The 14,796-nt window shown below is 69.1% G+C and carries 17 protein-coding genes; 12 read left to right on the forward strand and 5 right to left on the reverse strand.

Annotated elements, in window-relative coordinates; translation table 11 throughout:
- Window positions 1–244: 244 nt before the first annotated feature.
- Together ACWDUA_RS07260 and ACWDUA_RS07265 are read right to left on the reverse strand one after the other, a co-directional pair.
- Window positions 245–646: a rhodanese-like domain-containing protein gene (locus ACWDUA_RS07260; RefSeq protein WP_449750344.1), complete on the reverse strand. Its 402-nt coding sequence runs from the start codon at window positions 644–646 to the stop codon at window positions 245–247.
- Window positions 643–1,227: a cysteine dioxygenase gene (locus ACWDUA_RS07265; protein ID WP_449750345.1), complete on the reverse strand. Its 585-nt coding sequence runs from the start codon at window positions 1,225–1,227 to the stop codon at window positions 643–645. Before ACWDUA_RS07265 ends, ACWDUA_RS07260 begins: the two co-directional genes overlap by 4 nt.
- A 370-nt stretch (window positions 1,228–1,597) precedes the next feature.
- On the opposite strand from ACWDUA_RS07265, the gene fdxA reads away from it, so the two are divergent.
- On the forward strand, window positions 1,598–1,930 hold the full coding sequence (gene fdxA, locus ACWDUA_RS07270; protein ID WP_449750346.1) for a ferredoxin: 333 nt from the start codon (window positions 1,598–1,600) through the stop codon (window positions 1,928–1,930).
- Window positions 1,931–1,937: 7 nt separating this feature from the next.
- Entirely contained in the window at window positions 1,938–3,059 is a 1,122-nt protein-coding gene (gene dapC / locus ACWDUA_RS07275) for a succinyldiaminopimelate transaminase (protein ID WP_449750347.1), read from the forward strand.
- Between the two features lie 111 nt (window positions 3,060–3,170).
- On the opposite strand, the gene dapD is transcribed toward dapC, so the two are convergent.
- Window positions 3,171–4,133, reverse strand: a complete 963-nt coding sequence (gene dapD, locus ACWDUA_RS07280) for a 2,3,4,5-tetrahydropyridine-2,6-dicarboxylate N-succinyltransferase (protein WP_449750348.1) — start codon at window positions 4,131–4,133, stop codon at window positions 3,171–3,173.
- Window positions 4,134–4,236: 103 nt separating this feature from the next.
- Complete coding sequence (locus ACWDUA_RS07285; RefSeq protein WP_449750349.1) at window positions 4,237–4,524, reverse strand: hypothetical protein; 288 nt, start codon at window positions 4,522–4,524, stop codon at window positions 4,237–4,239.
- Window positions 4,525–4,766: 242 nt separating this feature from the next.
- Here ACWDUA_RS07285 and ACWDUA_RS07290 point away from each other — a divergent pair, with 242 nt between their 5' ends.
- Window positions 4,767–5,276 carry a DM13 domain-containing protein gene (locus ACWDUA_RS07290; RefSeq protein ID WP_449750532.1) on the forward strand — a complete coding sequence of 170 codons (510 nt, stop codon included), beginning with the start codon at window positions 4,767–4,769 and terminating at the stop codon, window positions 5,274–5,276.
- Window positions 5,277–5,304: 28 nt separating this feature from the next.
- Here ACWDUA_RS07290 and ACWDUA_RS07295 read toward each other — a convergent pair whose 3' ends face one another.
- On the reverse strand, window positions 5,305–6,321 hold the full coding sequence (locus ACWDUA_RS07295) for a zinc-dependent alcohol dehydrogenase family protein (RefSeq protein ID WP_449750350.1): 1,017 nt from the start codon (window positions 6,319–6,321) through the stop codon (window positions 5,305–5,307).
- Between the two features lie 124 nt (window positions 6,322–6,445).
- Between ACWDUA_RS07295 and dapE the strand changes: the two genes are divergently transcribed.
- From dapE to ACWDUA_RS07340, 9 genes are all read left to right on the forward strand, one after another.
- Window positions 6,446–7,549, forward strand: a complete 1,104-nt coding sequence (dapE, locus tag ACWDUA_RS07300; RefSeq protein ID WP_449750351.1) for a succinyl-diaminopimelate desuccinylase — start codon at window positions 6,446–6,448, stop codon at window positions 7,547–7,549.
- A 115-nt stretch (window positions 7,550–7,664) separates the two neighbouring features.
- Window positions 7,665–8,501 (forward strand): LOG family protein, encoded by an 837-nt coding sequence (locus ACWDUA_RS07305; RefSeq protein WP_449750352.1) that lies wholly within the window; start codon window positions 7,665–7,667, stop codon window positions 8,499–8,501.
- The gene (locus ACWDUA_RS07310) at window positions 8,498–9,037 is read left to right on the forward strand and encodes an LOG family protein (protein ID WP_449750353.1); all 540 of its coding nucleotides are present in this window, start codon (window positions 8,498–8,500) and stop codon (window positions 9,035–9,037) included. The genes ACWDUA_RS07305 and ACWDUA_RS07310 overlap by 4 nt, the downstream gene beginning before the upstream one ends.
- A gap of 88 nt (window positions 9,038–9,125) precedes the next feature.
- Window positions 9,126–10,904, forward strand: coding sequence for a long-chain-acyl-CoA synthetase (locus ACWDUA_RS07315; RefSeq protein ID WP_449750354.1), 1,779 nt, complete (start codon window positions 9,126–9,128; stop codon window positions 10,902–10,904).
- Between the two features lie 183 nt (window positions 10,905–11,087).
- The gene (folP, locus tag ACWDUA_RS07320; protein WP_449750533.1) at window positions 11,088–11,912 is read left to right on the forward strand and encodes a dihydropteroate synthase; all 825 of its coding nucleotides are present in this window, start codon (window positions 11,088–11,090) and stop codon (window positions 11,910–11,912) included.
- The gene (locus ACWDUA_RS07325; RefSeq protein WP_449750355.1) at window positions 11,909–12,982 is read left to right on the forward strand and encodes a glucosyl-3-phosphoglycerate synthase; all 1,074 of its coding nucleotides are present in this window, start codon (window positions 11,909–11,911) and stop codon (window positions 12,980–12,982) included. The genes folP and ACWDUA_RS07325 overlap by 4 nt, the downstream gene beginning before the upstream one ends.
- Window positions 12,983–13,038: 56 nt before the next feature.
- Window positions 13,039–13,554 carry a DivIVA domain-containing protein gene (locus ACWDUA_RS07330; protein WP_449750356.1) on the forward strand — a complete coding sequence of 172 codons (516 nt, stop codon included), beginning with the start codon at window positions 13,039–13,041 and terminating at the stop codon, window positions 13,552–13,554.
- 169 nt (window positions 13,555–13,723) lie between these two features.
- Window positions 13,724–13,891, forward strand: a complete 168-nt coding sequence (locus tag ACWDUA_RS07335) for a DUF3117 domain-containing protein (RefSeq protein WP_004019232.1) — start codon at window positions 13,724–13,726, stop codon at window positions 13,889–13,891.
- Between the two features lie 56 nt (window positions 13,892–13,947).
- A complete protein-coding gene (locus ACWDUA_RS07340; protein WP_449750357.1) occupies window positions 13,948–14,793 on the forward strand; it encodes a methyltransferase domain-containing protein in 846 nt (281 codons plus the stop codon).
- The last annotated feature ends 3 nt before the right edge of the window (window positions 14,794–14,796 follow it).

The raw sequence follows: 14,796 nt of genomic DNA on the forward strand, positions 1-14,796 counted from the left end.
ACACACGCGTCCACGCTCGGTCGGTATCGTGGTCAAGGGCCTCAACATCATTCATCTGACCGCCGAAACCCGATCGGTGGATTCAGGCTCAACCATCGTGGGGCCGTTGCTGATTGGGTCGGGACCGAGCCGGAAGGGTGAGGACCCGTGTCGAGATCTTCGCGGGTTGTGTGGTCGGCCGTCGGCTCAACCATCCTGGGGCAGTAGCTGATCGAGTGGTGACTACTATGAGTCGGCTCAACCATCACCCCGGCGACGACGCGAATGGGTGAACCCGGATCAAGGCCTGATATCCCCCGACGACGTCTGTGGCACGGTGCAGACCCAACTGCTGGAGTGATGCCGCGGCCAGGCTCGAGGTGTATCCCTGCGAACACAGGATGATCCAGCGGACGTCGTGGTCGACGGCCTCGGACACCCGGGCGTCGCTCGCCGGGTCGCAGCGCCACTCCAGCACGTTGCGTTCCAGGACGAGCGCCGCCGACAGCTCGCCCTCGGCGGCGCGCTGGGCCGTCGGACGGATGTCGACGAGGACCGCGCCGGCGGCGAGCTCGTCGCCCACCTGCTCGGGCTGTAGCCGCTGCAGTCCCTCGCGAGCACGGAAGAGCATGTCGTCGATCGTCATGGGCACCTGCCTGTTGCTCATTCGGGTTCGTCGGTGAGTTCGGTGCGGGTGCGCCGCAGCGAATGCTGGTCGGTGACCTCGTAGAACGACATGGCCGTCAGCGGAGGGGAGTAGGCGTGCACCGACAGCGTCGGGCCGGGCGCGGGATGCGCCGTGGCGAGATCGGGCGCGTTCAGTCCGGTGGGCGGCGGCGTGCTGCCGTGATGCTGGACGTCGTGCACCCAGCCGAGCGGGAATGCGGCTTGATCGCCGGCCGACAGGATGCGCACGGCCAGGTCGTTGCCGGTCCAGCGGTACTCGCGCAACGCGCCGGACAGCACGGTCAGCGCGCCGAGCGAGCCGGCGTGGTCGTGGAGATCGGTGGACCGGTCCGGGGTCCAGCTGATCAGCCAGAGATCGAGGTCGTCGTCGGATTCCAGTCGGGCCGACCATCGTTCCACCGGGTCCCAGGTGGGCGGCAACAGATGGTCGTAGTGGCCGTCGAGAACGTCGGCGACGCCCTGGTCGGTGATCCGCAGCAGGTCGGCGGGGCGCAGTCGGGTGGGCAGGTTGGCGGCCGTGTGTCGCAGGGCAGGGTCGGGGCGCGAGATGGTCGAGGTCATGGGTGGTGTCTCCTCACCGGTCGATGGTTGGCTGGGCGATCGCGGGGATGCAGGCGCATCGACAGTGCGGGATCGACCGGCGTCGCAGTGAGGTCACGCAGCCAGGGTGGCGGTCCGTCGGTGGCCTCGCCAGGGTTGTTGTCACCGTGAACGCAAGGCTCCCGGATGTGATCTGCATCTCTGGGGCAGCGGTCGGCGAGGGGCGGGTGTCGAATCCCGAGGGGCGGGGCGGATACTCTATGGGGTGCGTGTGCGCGGCGTGAACTGCGGGGATGTGTCGGCACGCGCATGACCGGCGCGACCAGCCCTCGCGCCCATTGTGCGTATCCGCTGCGATGCGCCGACCCGAGTGCTTGCAACGAAGGAGATAGTGGTGACGTACATCATCGCGGAGCCCTGCGTGGACGTGATGGACAAGGCATGTGTCGAGGAATGCCCTGTCGATTGCATCTACGAGGGGGGTCGCAGTCTCTACATCCAGCCGGATGAGTGCGTGGACTGCGGGGCCTGCGAACCGGTGTGCCCGGTGGAGGCGATCTTCTACGAGGACGACGTCCCCGACGAATGGGAGCCCTACGTGAGCGCCAACGCCGACTTCTTCGACGATCTCGGATCGCCGGGCGGCGCCGCCAAGGTCGGCAAGACCGATTTCGATCCGGCGTTCATCAAGGGTCTGCCCCCGATGAACGAGGGCGAGGACTGACCGTCCGGTGACTGTTGAGCGCACCGCAGGCCGTCGCCGTCTGAGCTCGGTCCTACCGGATTTCCCCTGGGATACCATCGCCGACGTCAAGGCGCTGGCCGCCTCGCATGCCGACGGCATCGTCGACCTGTCGGTGGGGACTCCGGTGGATCCGGTGGATCCGTTGATCCGCGACGCCCTCGCGGGCGCCTCGGAGTTCCCGGGCTATCCGCTGACCACCGGTACCGCGGAGTTGCGTGCGACCGCTGCCGCGGCCTTGCGCCGCCGCTATGGGGTGAGCGGACTCGGCCCGTCGGGCGTCCTGCCGGTGATCGGCACCAAGGAGGCGATCGCCTCGGTGTGTTCGACGTTCGGCATCGGTGCCGGGGACACCGTGGTGATCCCCGAGGTCGCCTACCCGACCTACGAGGTGGGCGCCCTGCTGGCCGGCGCCACGCCGGTGCGTGCCGACTCCGTGCTGCAGCTCGGTCCGGCGCGTCCGGCGCTGATGTTCGTGAACTCGCCGTCCAATCCGACCGGCAAGGTGCTCGGCGTCGACCACCTGCGCAAGGTGGTCGAGTGGGCTCGCGAACGCGGCACCATCGTCGTCTCCGACGAGTGTTACCTCGGGCTGGCCTGGGATACCGAGGCAATCTCGATCCTCGACCCGCGGGTGTCCGATGGCGACCACACCGGTCTGCTGGCGGTGCACTCGCTGTCGAAGATCTCCAACCTCGCGTCCTATCGCGCCGGGTTCTTCGCCGGCGACGAGGAGCTGGTCAGTGAGCTCCTCGCCGTTCGCAAGCACGCCGGGATGATCGTGCCCTTCCCGATCCAGGGCGCGATGACCGCAGCCCTCGACGACGACGTGCACGTCGATGCGCAGCGTGAACGCTACCGAGCGCGTCGTGAACGGCTGTTGGCGGCGGTGACCGGCGCCGGGTTCACCGTCGACCATTCCGAGGCGGGCCTGTACCTGTGGGCCACCCGTGGGGAGGCCTGTCGCGACACCATCGGGTGGCTGGCCCAGCGCGGCATCCTCGCCGCACCCGGGGACTTCTACGGTCCGGCGGGTGTGCGCCACGTCCGGATGGCGCTGACCGCCACCGACGAACGCATCGACGCCGCTGTCGCACGCCTCGGCGCCTGACCGGTCCTGATCTCCGCCGCGTACACCTCCTGAACCCCTGACGAAGGCCGTCGACCCCGATGGTCGGCTCGCCGAGCCGATCACGGGGCCGACGGCGTTCGTCGGGGGAGGTCAGTTCTTGTGCAGCGCGGCGTTCAGGGCGATACCGTCACCCTTCCACGGCACCACCTCGACGGCGCCGGTCAGGCTGTTGCGACGGAACAGCAGATTCGACTGCCCCGACAGCTCACGTGCCTTGATGCTGGTGCCGTCGGGGCCGGTCACCTTGGTACCGGCGGTCACGTAGAGGCCGGCCTCGATCACGCAGTCGTCGCCGAGCGGGATACCGCACCCGGAGTTGGCGCCGAGCAGGCACCGCTTGCCCAGCACGATGCGCTCCTTGCCGCCGCCGGACAGGGTGCCCATGGTGGATGCGCCACCGCCGATGTCGGAGCCGTCGCCGACCACCACCCCGGCCGAGATACGACCTTCCACCATCGAGTCGCCCAGGGTGCCGGCGTTGAAGTTGATGAACCCCTCGTGCATCACGGTGGTGCCGGAGGCGAGGTGGGCGCCGAGGCGGACACGGTCGGCGTCGCCGATCCGCACGCCGGTCGGGGCGACGTAATCGACCATCCGCGGGAACTTGTCGATGCTGTAGACGGTCACCGCGCCGCGGGCCTTCAGGCCGGCGCGCGTGGTCTCGAAACCGTCGACGGCACACGGGCCGTGGTTGGTCCACACGACGTTGGCGAGCAGCCCGAAGATGCCGTCGAGGTTGATCGTGTTGGGTGCGACCAGCCGATGCGACAGCAGGTGCAGACGCAGGTAGACGTCGTGGGCGTCGACCGGGGCGTCGGACAGGTCGGCGATGGAGGTCTCGACGGCGACCGTCCTGACCCGCCGCACGTCGTCGGCACCGACGAGCTCGCGCAGCGGTGCGGGAGTCGCGTCGGCGGCGAGTTCGGTGGTCCCGGCCGCGGTGTCGGAGCCCAGCTCGGGTTCGGGGTACCAGACGTCGAGGACCACTCCGGTGTCGCCGGGCCCGTCGGTCACGGTGGCAATACCTACTGCATGCGCGCCATTGTTCGTCACGGGCGTCGAGTCTACAGAGGCCGCATGCGATCTCCGCGTGTCCTGTCGCAGCGGTGCGACGGCCCCGCGCCGCGACAACGACTGCCGTGTCCCGGGGTGCGGCTCAGTGCCGGTACATCTCCTTGTAGTGCTGCTCGTTGAGTGGTGTGTTGTCGGGCACCATCGGGAGGTGATGCAGCTTGCGGCCCATCACGGTCATCGTCGCCGCGGAGGTCGCGAATGCGACGACGGTGATGATCCCGAAGGCGATGGCTGCCGCGGTGTGTCCGCCGGCGATGGACACCACCCAGATGGCCAGAGAGGCAAATCCCACCAAGACCAGGAAGAATGCACCGAGGCCGACCGGATGCTCGCCGTGCGACACATGATGGGGCATGAAGTGAGCGGTCATGACGATCATCTCCTAGGTGTGAGATCCGCTACACCTGCGACCATACTCCGTTCACACGGTCGCGAAAGGGGTATGGCAGCACCGGCTGCAGCACGGTGGACGCATCATCCGAACAGTGGAAATGCCTGGTCGGTGCGAGGTCGCTTTCGTAGGGTCGGGGCATGTATCAGCCCGGTCCACCCCCGAACGCACCCGCCGGCCGGCCGTCGTCCCCACCACGCCGGAAGCGTCGCTGGCCGTGGATCGTGGGCGGGGTGGGTGTGGTGCTGGTGGTCGGCATCGTGGTCGGCGGGCTGGTGTTCCAGCCGTGGCTGCTGTTCGTCGACACCGAGATCGACGACGAGATCCCCAGCGCGATCGCCTCGGCGCCCTCGGGTACCGAACCCGTTGCGGTACCGGTCCTGCTGTCGCAAGGCGACTTCATCAGTCATGAACACGACACCAGCGGTGCCGTATCGGTAATCGAGAAGGACGACGGCACAAGGGTTCTCGCCATCAAGAACCTCGACACCACCACCGGGCCCGACGTCCACGTGTGGCTGTCGGCGGGCGAGGTGATCCCGGGCCGGGACGGGTGGCACACCGCAGGTGACGCCGCGCGGGTCGATCTCGGCAAGATCAAGGGCAACCGCGGTGATCAGGTCTATGCGATCCCCGCCGACACCGATCTCGCCGAGTACCCGGCGGTCGTGTTGTGGTGCGTGCGGTTCAACGTGTCCTTCGGTGCGGCGGAACTGCATCCGGCGGCCTGAAGCGGGCATCGGCCCGTGGCGGCGGTCCTCAGGGCTGCAGCAGGGTCTTGACGGCGCGTCGGGAATCCATCGCGGCGTACCCCTCGGCCACCTCCGACAACGGCAGGGTGAGGTCGAAGACCTTCCCGGGGTTGATCTTCCGGTCGAGGATCAGCTCGATCAGGTGGGGCAGAAAGCGCCGGACAGGGGCCGGGCCGCCATGCAGGTGCACCAGTCGGCGGAACAGCTTGTCGCCGGAGATCTCCACACCGTGTGCGACGCCGAGGAAGCCGACGTGCCCACCGGCACGGGTCGCGTCGATCGCCTGGGTCATCGACTCGTCGGTGCCGACCGCCTCGACGACCGAGTGTGCGCCGAGCCCGCCGGTGAGTTCCTTGATCGCCGCCACCCCGTCGGCACCACGCTCGGCGACGACGTCGGTGGCACCGAAGCGGCGCGCCAGTGCGGCCCGCGAGTCGTGGCGGCTCATCGCGATGATCCGTTCGGCGCCGAGCTCTGTGGCGGCCAGGATGGCGAGCAGGCCCACCGCGCCGTCACCGACCACCACGACGGTCTTTCCCGGCCCGACGTTCGCGGCCGTCGCACCGAACCAGCCGGTGCCGAGCACATCCGACGCCGCGAGCAGGTCCGGGACGAGGTCGGCGTCGGGCAGCTCCGGTGTGGCCACCAGGGTGCCGTCGGCCAGTGGGACGCGCAGAAGCTCCGCCTGCGCCCCACGGACGGGTTGCAGGTGCTCACACCCGGACTGGTAACCGGCGCGGCAGATCTCACAGGTGTTGTCGGAGGCGATGAACGATCCCACCACGAACTGGCCGGGGCGCACCGAGGTCACCTCCGATCCCACCTCCTCGACCACGCCGGCGTACTCGTGGCCGATGGCGAACGGTGTGGAGATCTTGTTGACACCGCGGTAGTTCCAGAGATCCGAACCGCAGACACACGTCGCCGACAACCGGATGATCGCATCGGTCGGATGGGTGATCGTCGGATCCGGGACGTTTTCGAGACGGATGTCGCCCGGGGCGTGGATGATGGTTGCGCGCATGCGGTTCGGCCCTTTCGACGGCGGTCAGCCCCCGTGGTCGACCATACGTCCCGGCCCCTGCCCGGTGAGAGCGGCCCACACGGCACGTTGTCGGCTCCGCGCCGCCGGGCGATACGGTGGGACGGTGACCGACGCACCCTCGCTCGACCTGCACGCCGACCCCGTCGAGTTGACCGCGGCGCTGGTCGACATCCCCAGTGAATCCCGCGACGAGATCGCGATCGCCGATGCCGTGGAGGCCGCGCTGCGCGCGCAGACCTCTGGATTCGAGATCGTCCGCCACGGCAACCGGGTGCTCGCCCGCACCGATCGCGGGTTGCCGAGCCGGGTGATCCTGGCCGGGCACCTCGACACCGTGCCGATAGCCGACAACGTGCCGCATCGCCGCACCGTCGACGATGTGGAGGGTGAGGTGCTGCACGGCTGCGGCACCGTCGACATGAAGGCCGGTGACGCGGTGTTCCTGCATCTTGCGGGCACCATCGACGAACCGGCACACGATCTCACGCTGATCTTCTACGACTGCGAGGAGATCGCGGCGGAGTTCAACGGGCTCGGCGCGATCGAACGCGACCTGCCCGACTGGTTGCACGGCGACGTCGCGATCCTCGGCGAGCCCACCGCCGGGCAGATCGAGGCCGGCTGCCAGGGCACCCTGCGGGTCCGGTTGTCGGCGAGCGGTGTCCGGGCGCACTCAGCGCGATCATGGATGGGCGACAACGCGATCCACAAACTGGCACCCGTGCTGGCGATCCTCGCCGCGCACACCCCGCGTCACGTCGACATCGACGGATGCGAGTACCGCGAGGGGTTGTCGGCGGTGGGCGTCGACGGTGGTGTGGCCGGCAACGTGGTGCCCGACGCCGCCGCGGTGACCGTCAACTTCCGGTTCGCCCCCGACCGCAGCATCACCTCGGCGCTGGAATACGTCCGCGAGGTGTTCGCCGGACCGCTGGCCTCCGGTGAGATCACGATGGAACTCACCGACGCCGCCGCCGGGGCGCTGCCCGGGCTGTCACACCCGGCCGCCGCGGAGTTGGTCGCCGCGGCGTCGGGTCGGTTCCGCGCGAAGTACGGCTGGACCGACGTGTCGCGGTTCTCCGCACTCGGCGTGCCCGCGGTCAACCTCGGTCCGGGGGACCCGAGCCTGGCGCACCGCAGGGACGAGCGGGTGCCGGTGTCGCAGATCCGTGAGGTCACCGACCTGCTTCGCGGCTACCTGTCCTGACCCGACCGCCCTGTCTCGATGCACCGCATCGCCCGGGACACGACCCGACACGCGGACACGCGCGGGTGACGCGGTGAGGTGATCGGTGTCCGCCGCGGGCACTAGCGTTGCGGGCATGGACACCCCGCACGCCGAGCAACCCGAACCGATCCCCGACGACGAGAGCGGCACCAGCTACATCGGTCCGATGCGGGTGCGGCGCAGCGAGACCGACACCGCCCGCACCACCGACCGGCGGCTGCTCGAGTGGGTCGATCCCCGCGACGACCAGCGCCGGGCCGAGCGGACGATGCGCGATTCCTGGCGGGTGCTGCGAATCCAGTCGGAGTTCGTCGCCGGGTTCGACGCGATGAGCAATGTCGCCGAGGCGGTCACCGTGTTCGGTTCGGCGCGCATCCGCCCCGACTCGCGGGAGTACGACCTCGCCGTGCGCCTCGGCCGGGCACTGGGTTCGGCGGGGTACGCGGTGATCACCGGTGGCGGACCGGGCGCGATGGAGGCCGCCAACCGCGGGGCCTACGAGACCCAGTCACGCTCGATCGGACTCAACATCGAGCTGCCGTTCGAGCAGCACCTGAACCCGTGGGTCGACGTCGGCATGAACTTCCGCTACTTCTTCGTCCGCAAGACGATGTTCGTGAAGTACGCGCAGGCCTTCGTCTGTCTTCCGGGTGGTTTCGGCACCCTCGACGAGCTGTTCGAGGCGCTGACCCTGGTGCAGACCAAGAAGGTGGTGCGCTTCCCGATCGTGTTGCTCGGCCGGGCGCACTGGGCCGGACTGCTCGACTGGATGCGCGAGACCCTGCTGTCGACGACCATGATCTCCGAGGCCGACCTGGACCTGCTGCACGTCGTGGACGAGCCGGAGGAGGCCGTGGAGATCATCGCGGCCGCGGCCGCCACCCGGGGTCGAGCCGACGCCGGGGCCGATGTCGAACGGGAGCAGCCGTGAGCGCGATCTGTGTGTACTGCGCGTCGGGGCGCAACGTGCCCGAGGAGTACCTCGACCTCGCCACCCGGCTCGGCACCGCGATCGGGGAGGGCGGACACCGCCTGGTGTCCGGAGGCGGCAACGTGTCGATGATGGGTGCGGTGGCGTCGGCGACCCGCGCCGCCGGCGGGCACACCCTCGGCATCATCCCGCGGGCGCTGATGGAACGGGAGGTGGCAGACCTCGACGCCGACGAGCTCGTCGTCACCGAGACCATGCGGGAACGCAAGGGGCTCATGGATTCTCGGGCTGATGCCTTCATCACGCTGCCGGGCGGGATCGGCACCCTCGAGGAACTGTTCGAGACGTGGACCGGCGGCTACCTCGGGATGCACGCCAAGCCGGTGGTGCTGCTCGATCCCGACGGTTTCTACGCGCCGCTGCTGAGTTGGCTGCGTGATCTCGTCGAGCGGGGATTCGTCACCGCGGAGTCGCTCGATCGACTGCAGGTGGCGGCCACGGTGGAGGAGGCGATCCAGTTCACTACCGGCGGGTAAGGAGATCTGCCTACCGGTGGGTAAGGTGGCGGTGACCATCATCACCTCACACACGTTGTCGTCGTCGCGACGGAGAGCGAGAAACGCGATGTCCACCCACGACACCCAGTCGGTCGTCGGAATCACCGACCTGATCAAGGGCGTTCTGAAGATGGCGCCGCAGGCGCCGCTGATGCTGCGGCACGCGCCCGGCCTGATCCGGCGACCGGCCGCTGCGCAACGGACCATCGGATCGATCTTCCAGAAGCACGCGGCATCGCATCCGGACCGGCCGTTCCTCCGGTTCGAGGGCAGGACCACCACCTACGGCGAGGCCAACCGCACCGTCAACCGGTACGCCGCGGTCCTGGCCGCCGACGGTGTCCGCACCGGCGACGTCGTGGCGATCCTGTCGAAGAACTGCCCGACCGACCTGTTCCTGATGCTCGCGACCGTCAAACTCGGTGCGATCGCCGGCATGCTCAACTACAACCAGCGTGGCGACGTCATCGAACACAGCGTCCGCCTGCTCGGTGCGCGGGTGCTGGTGCACGACCCCGAATGCCGGGAGGCCTTCGAGTCGATCCCCGCCGCCGCGCTCCCCGACACCGTGTACGACTTCGCCGCTATCGACGCCGCGGCCACCGGCCGCCCCGAGACCGATCCCGACGTGACCGCAACGTTGCCCGCGTCGACCGAGGCGTTCTACATCTTCACCTCCGGCACCACCGGTATGCCCAAGGCGAGCGTGATGAGCCACAACCGCTGGCTGGCGAGCCTGTCGGGGATCGGTGGCCTGGCCGTGCGGTTGCGCCCCAGCGACACCATGTACGTCCCGCTTCCGCTGTACCACAACAACGCGCTGTCGGTGTCGCTGTCGTCGGTGCTGGCATCCGGGGCGTGTATCGCGATCGGCAGGCAGTTCTCCGCATCACGATTCTGGGACGAGGTGATCCTCAACCGGGCCACCGCGTTCTGTTATATCGGTGAACTGTGCCGCTATCTGCTGGCCCAGCCGGCCAGGTCCACCGACCGCGCCCACAGCGTCCGGCTCGTCGTCGGCAACGGCATGCGCCCGGACATCTGGGACGAGTTCAAGGACCGCTTCGGGATCGACCGGATCGTCGAGTTCTACGGCGCCAGCGAACTCAACCTGGTCTTCATCAACGTCTTCAGTGCCGACCACACCGCCGGATTCTGCCCGTTGCCGTACGCGATCGTCGAGTACGACGAGGAGGGCAGACCCGCCCGCGACGCCACCGGACGACTCACCCGGGTCCGGCGAGGGGGCACCGGACTGCTGCTGACCGGGATCAACGACAGGGTGCCCATCGACGGCTACACCGATCCGGCCGAGACCGAGAAGAAGGTGCTGCGCGACGCCTTCAAGGATGGCGACGCCTGGTTCAACTCCGGTGACCTCGTCCGCGACCAGGGCTTCAGTCACATCGCCTTCGTCGACCGACTCGGAGACACCTTCCGCTGGAAGGGCGAGAACGTGGCCACCACCGAGGTGGAGGCCGGGCTCGACGCCTTCACCGGGATCTCGCAGTCGGTGGTCTTCGGCGTCGCGGTACCCGGCACCGACGGCAAGGCCGGAATGGGGGCGGTCACCGTCCGCGACGGCGCACCCCTCGACGGTGCCGCACTCGCCGCCCATCTGTACGAGGTGTTGCCGTCGTACGCGATCCCGCTCATCATCCGGGTCGTCGACCACCTCGAGGCGACCTCCACCTTCAAGAATCGCAAGGTGGAACTTCGTGAGGAGGCGTACTCCGAGACCGGTGGTGACCCGCTGTACGTGCTCGCCGGTCGCACCGACGGCTACGTGAAGGCCTACGACACCTACGTCGACGACGTCGCGGCGGGACGCGCACCGAAGGGCTGAGCCGCGCCTCCGTAGTCTGGTCGCATGAACGTCGCGGCAGGTCGGGAGTCGGCCCCGAACAGATCGGCCCCGAACAGATCGGCCCCGGACAGATCTGCACCGAACGTGTTCGGGGGCGAGTCGGCGGACACCCGGCCGTCGACGCTGTGTGGTCGGCCGGTGGCCGGTGACCGCGCTCTGGTGATGGCCATCGTCAACCGTACCCCCGACTCCTTCTACGACCGCGGTGCCAGTTTTGCCGATGACGCGGCCCAGGCGCGGATCGCGCAGGTGGTTGCGGAGGGTGCCGACATCGTCGACATCGGCGGGGTGAAGGCCGGACCCGGCGACGAGGTCGACGCGGCCACCGAGGCGGCCCGCGTGGTCCCGATGATCCGCTGGATTCGCGACACCTACCCGGATCTGCTGATCAGCGTCGACACCTGGCGTGCCGACGTCGCCGACCGGGCGTGCGCGGCCGGCGCCGACCTGATCAACGACACCTGGGCGGGAGCTGATCCCGACCTGGTCGGGGTCGCGGCCGCGCGCGGGGCAGGGATCGTCTGCTCACACACCGGTGGGGCGCGGGTGCGTACCCGTCCCCATCGGGTCGCCTACGGCGACTCGGTGGACGCGGTGGTCCACGACGTGCTCGCCGCGGTGACCGCAGCGGCCGCCAAGGCCGAGGCCGCGGGCGTGGACCGTGACTCGATCGTGATCGATCCGACGCACGATTTCGGCAAGAACACTCACCACGGGCTGGCCTTGTTACGTCACGTGAAAGATCTTGTTAAGACCGGCTGGCCAGTGCTGATGGCGCTCAGCAACAAGGATTTCGTGGGGGAGACTCTGGGGGTGGATCTCGAACACCGGGTGGAGGGCACCCTCGCAGCAACCGCTCTGGCCGCGGAGCACGGTGCGCGGATCTTCCGCGTCCACGAGGTTGCCGCCACCCGGCGTGTGGTCGACATGGTCGCCGCGATAGCGGGCACACGGCCTCCAGCCAGAACAGTCAGGGGACTCGCATGACCAAGAAGGTTCGTGGAACCCAAACCCGTCGACAGGCGGCAGTCGTCGCCGGACGCAAGCCGTCCGCAGCCAACAACCGGGACAAGGCCAGCATGTGGCCCACCTCCGCCGACACCTCCGGAAACCGCGGGACGTGGTCGACGACGCACACCTGGGAGCAGCCGGACTGGACCGTCGACGAGCTCGTCGCGGCCAAGGACGGGCGCACCGTGTCCGTGGTCCTGCCCGCGCTCAACGAGGAAGAGACCGTCGCCGACGTGATCGCCACGATCCGTCCCCTGCTCGGCACCCTCGTCGACGAACTGATCGTTCTGGACTCCGGCTCCACCGACGCCACCGCCGAGCGTGCCCGCGCGGCCGGTGCCGAGGTGATCAGCCGCGAGGAGGCCGTCCCCGAGCTCGAACCGATCAAGGGCAAGGGCGAGGTGCTGTGGCGGTCGATCGCCGTCACCACCGGCGACATCATCGCCTTCGTCGACTCGGACCTGATCGACCCGGACCCGATGTTCGTGCCCAAGATGCTCGGCCCGCTGCTGATCAATCCGGAGATCCACCTGGTCAAGGGCTACTACCGTCGTCCGTTGCTCACCGGCGGCACCCAGGAGGCCAACGGCGGCGGCCGCGTCACCGAGCTCGTCGCCCGCCCGCTGCTCGCCTCGCAGAAGCCCGACCTGACGGCCGTGCTGCAGCCGCTCGGCGGCGAGTACGCCGGCACCCGCGAGATGCTGTCGTCGGTGCCGTTCGCGCCCGGCTACGGTGTGGAGATCGGTCTGTTGATCGACACCTACGACATGTTCGGACTCAACGGGATCGGCCAGGTGAACCTCGGCGTCCGTACCCACCGCAACCGTCCGCTCGTCGAGCTCGGCGTGATGAGCCGCCAGATCGTCGGCACCCTGATGCGCCGGTGCGGCATTGCCGACAGCGGCGTGGGTCTGACCCAGTTCACCGCGGAATCCGACGGCACCTTCACCCCGCACACCACCGAGGTGTACCTCGAGGACCGGCCGCCGATGAAGACCGTCAGCAGCTACCGGATCGACGTCGACGACGAGGAGATGGCCAGCTGAGACGCTGAGCGTCGCGGCCCGCACCCACGGTGCGGGCCGCACTAGACTCTGTCCCCATGCAGACCATCTTGCTGTACCTGCTGATCATGGCGGTCGTCGTGGCGGTGGTGTTCGCGCTGGTGTGGTTCGTCTTCGGGCGGGGGGAGGAGTTGCCGCCACTCGACGACGCGACCACCCTCACCCGGCTGCCCCGAAGCAGCATCTACGGGTACGACGTCCGGGCGCTGCGGTTCGCGTCCACCCTGCGCGGGTACAAGCAGAGCGAGGTCGACTGGGCGTTGTCCCGTCTGGCCGACGAGATCGACGATCTGCGTGCCCTTGTCCAGCAACTCCAGGACCGCGACGCGCTCCTCACCGCGACGGCGCCGGCGGGCGGTGTCGACGACACCGCCCAGATGGGACGGCACGAGGCACCGGAGAACTCACCGCAGGCCGGGGTCGACCGTCCCGCCGACGCCGGCTCTGCGCAGGCCGGTGACACCGGGGGTCCGACCGACGGCGGGGACGTGCCGCCGGGCGACACCCGGCCGGACGGGCCGTCCAGGACCGACCGTGACGCGTCAGACGACTGACCCGCGTGTCGGCGGCGGCTCTGCGGCCGCAACGCCACGTATCATTACTGTGGCGGCAACCACCGTGACCGGCCAGGAGGCCGGGGCCAGGTGTGCGTCACAGGGCGCCACCGACCGGTGGGGCCGCGCTGAGCACTCGGCGACTGAGAACTCTGAAGGGAGTTTGAGAATGGCGGCGATGAAGCCACGGACTGGCGATGGGCCCCTCGAAGCGGCCAAGGAGGGACGTGGGATCGTCGTGCGCATTCCGATCGAGGGTGGCGGACGCCTGGTGGTCGAGCTGACCGCCGACGAGGCCGCCGCACTCGGCGAAGAACTGCGCGGGGTCACCGGCTGACGGCGACCCCCCGGGCGTCGGCCCTGGCCGACGTCATCTGTGACCTGCGGTGTCCGGTGTGTACCGAACCGCTGGTCGGAGACCTCGAACACGGTGCCCTGCGGTGTCCGCGGGGCCACACCTTCGACCTCGCCCGGCAGGGCCATGTCGCGTTGCTCGACGGACGCTCCGGCGGCCTTCGTGCCGACACCGCGGACATGGTCGCCGCCCGGCTTCGGGTCCACGAGGCCGGTGTGCTCGACGCCGTCGTCGACGCGCTGGCCGATGCGCTCGACCGTGTTCTTCCCGACGATCCCGGAGACCGCCCCCTGATCCTGGATCTGGGGGGTGGTCCCGGCGTCTATCTGCGTGCCTGCCTGCGGCGCCGATCGTCGGCGCGGGGTCTGGTGATCGACCTCTCCAAGTTCTGTGCCCGGGCGGTGACCCGTGGCGACCCGGCGGCGGCCGCTGTCGTCGCCGACGCCTGGCGTGCGGTGCCCGTCCGATCCGGGGCCGCGGCGGTGGTGCTGTCGGTGTTCGCACCCCGCAACGTCGACGAGATCGCCCGCATGCTCGCCCCCGGCGGACACCTGCTGGTCGTGACGCCCCTGCCGTCGCACCTGACCGAACTCATCGAACCACTCGGCATGCTGTCGGTGACACCGGACAAAACCGAGCGTCTCGACGCGGCCATGGCGCCGGCCTTCGAGCTGATCGATCGGCGAGAGGTCACCGCGGCCGTCGACGTCGACGCCGCCACGATCGCCGATCTCGTCGCCATGGGGCCGTCGGCATTTCACCACGACCGTGCCGAGATCGACGCCGCCGCCAGACGGTTGGCCGAGGCCCACGACGGTCGGGTACCGGTCACCGTCGCCGTCACACTGACCGTGTCGCGCGTGGGGTCCGCAACCGCGGACTGACCC

This window comes from Gordonia sp. NPDC003376, from assembly GCF_053589235.1.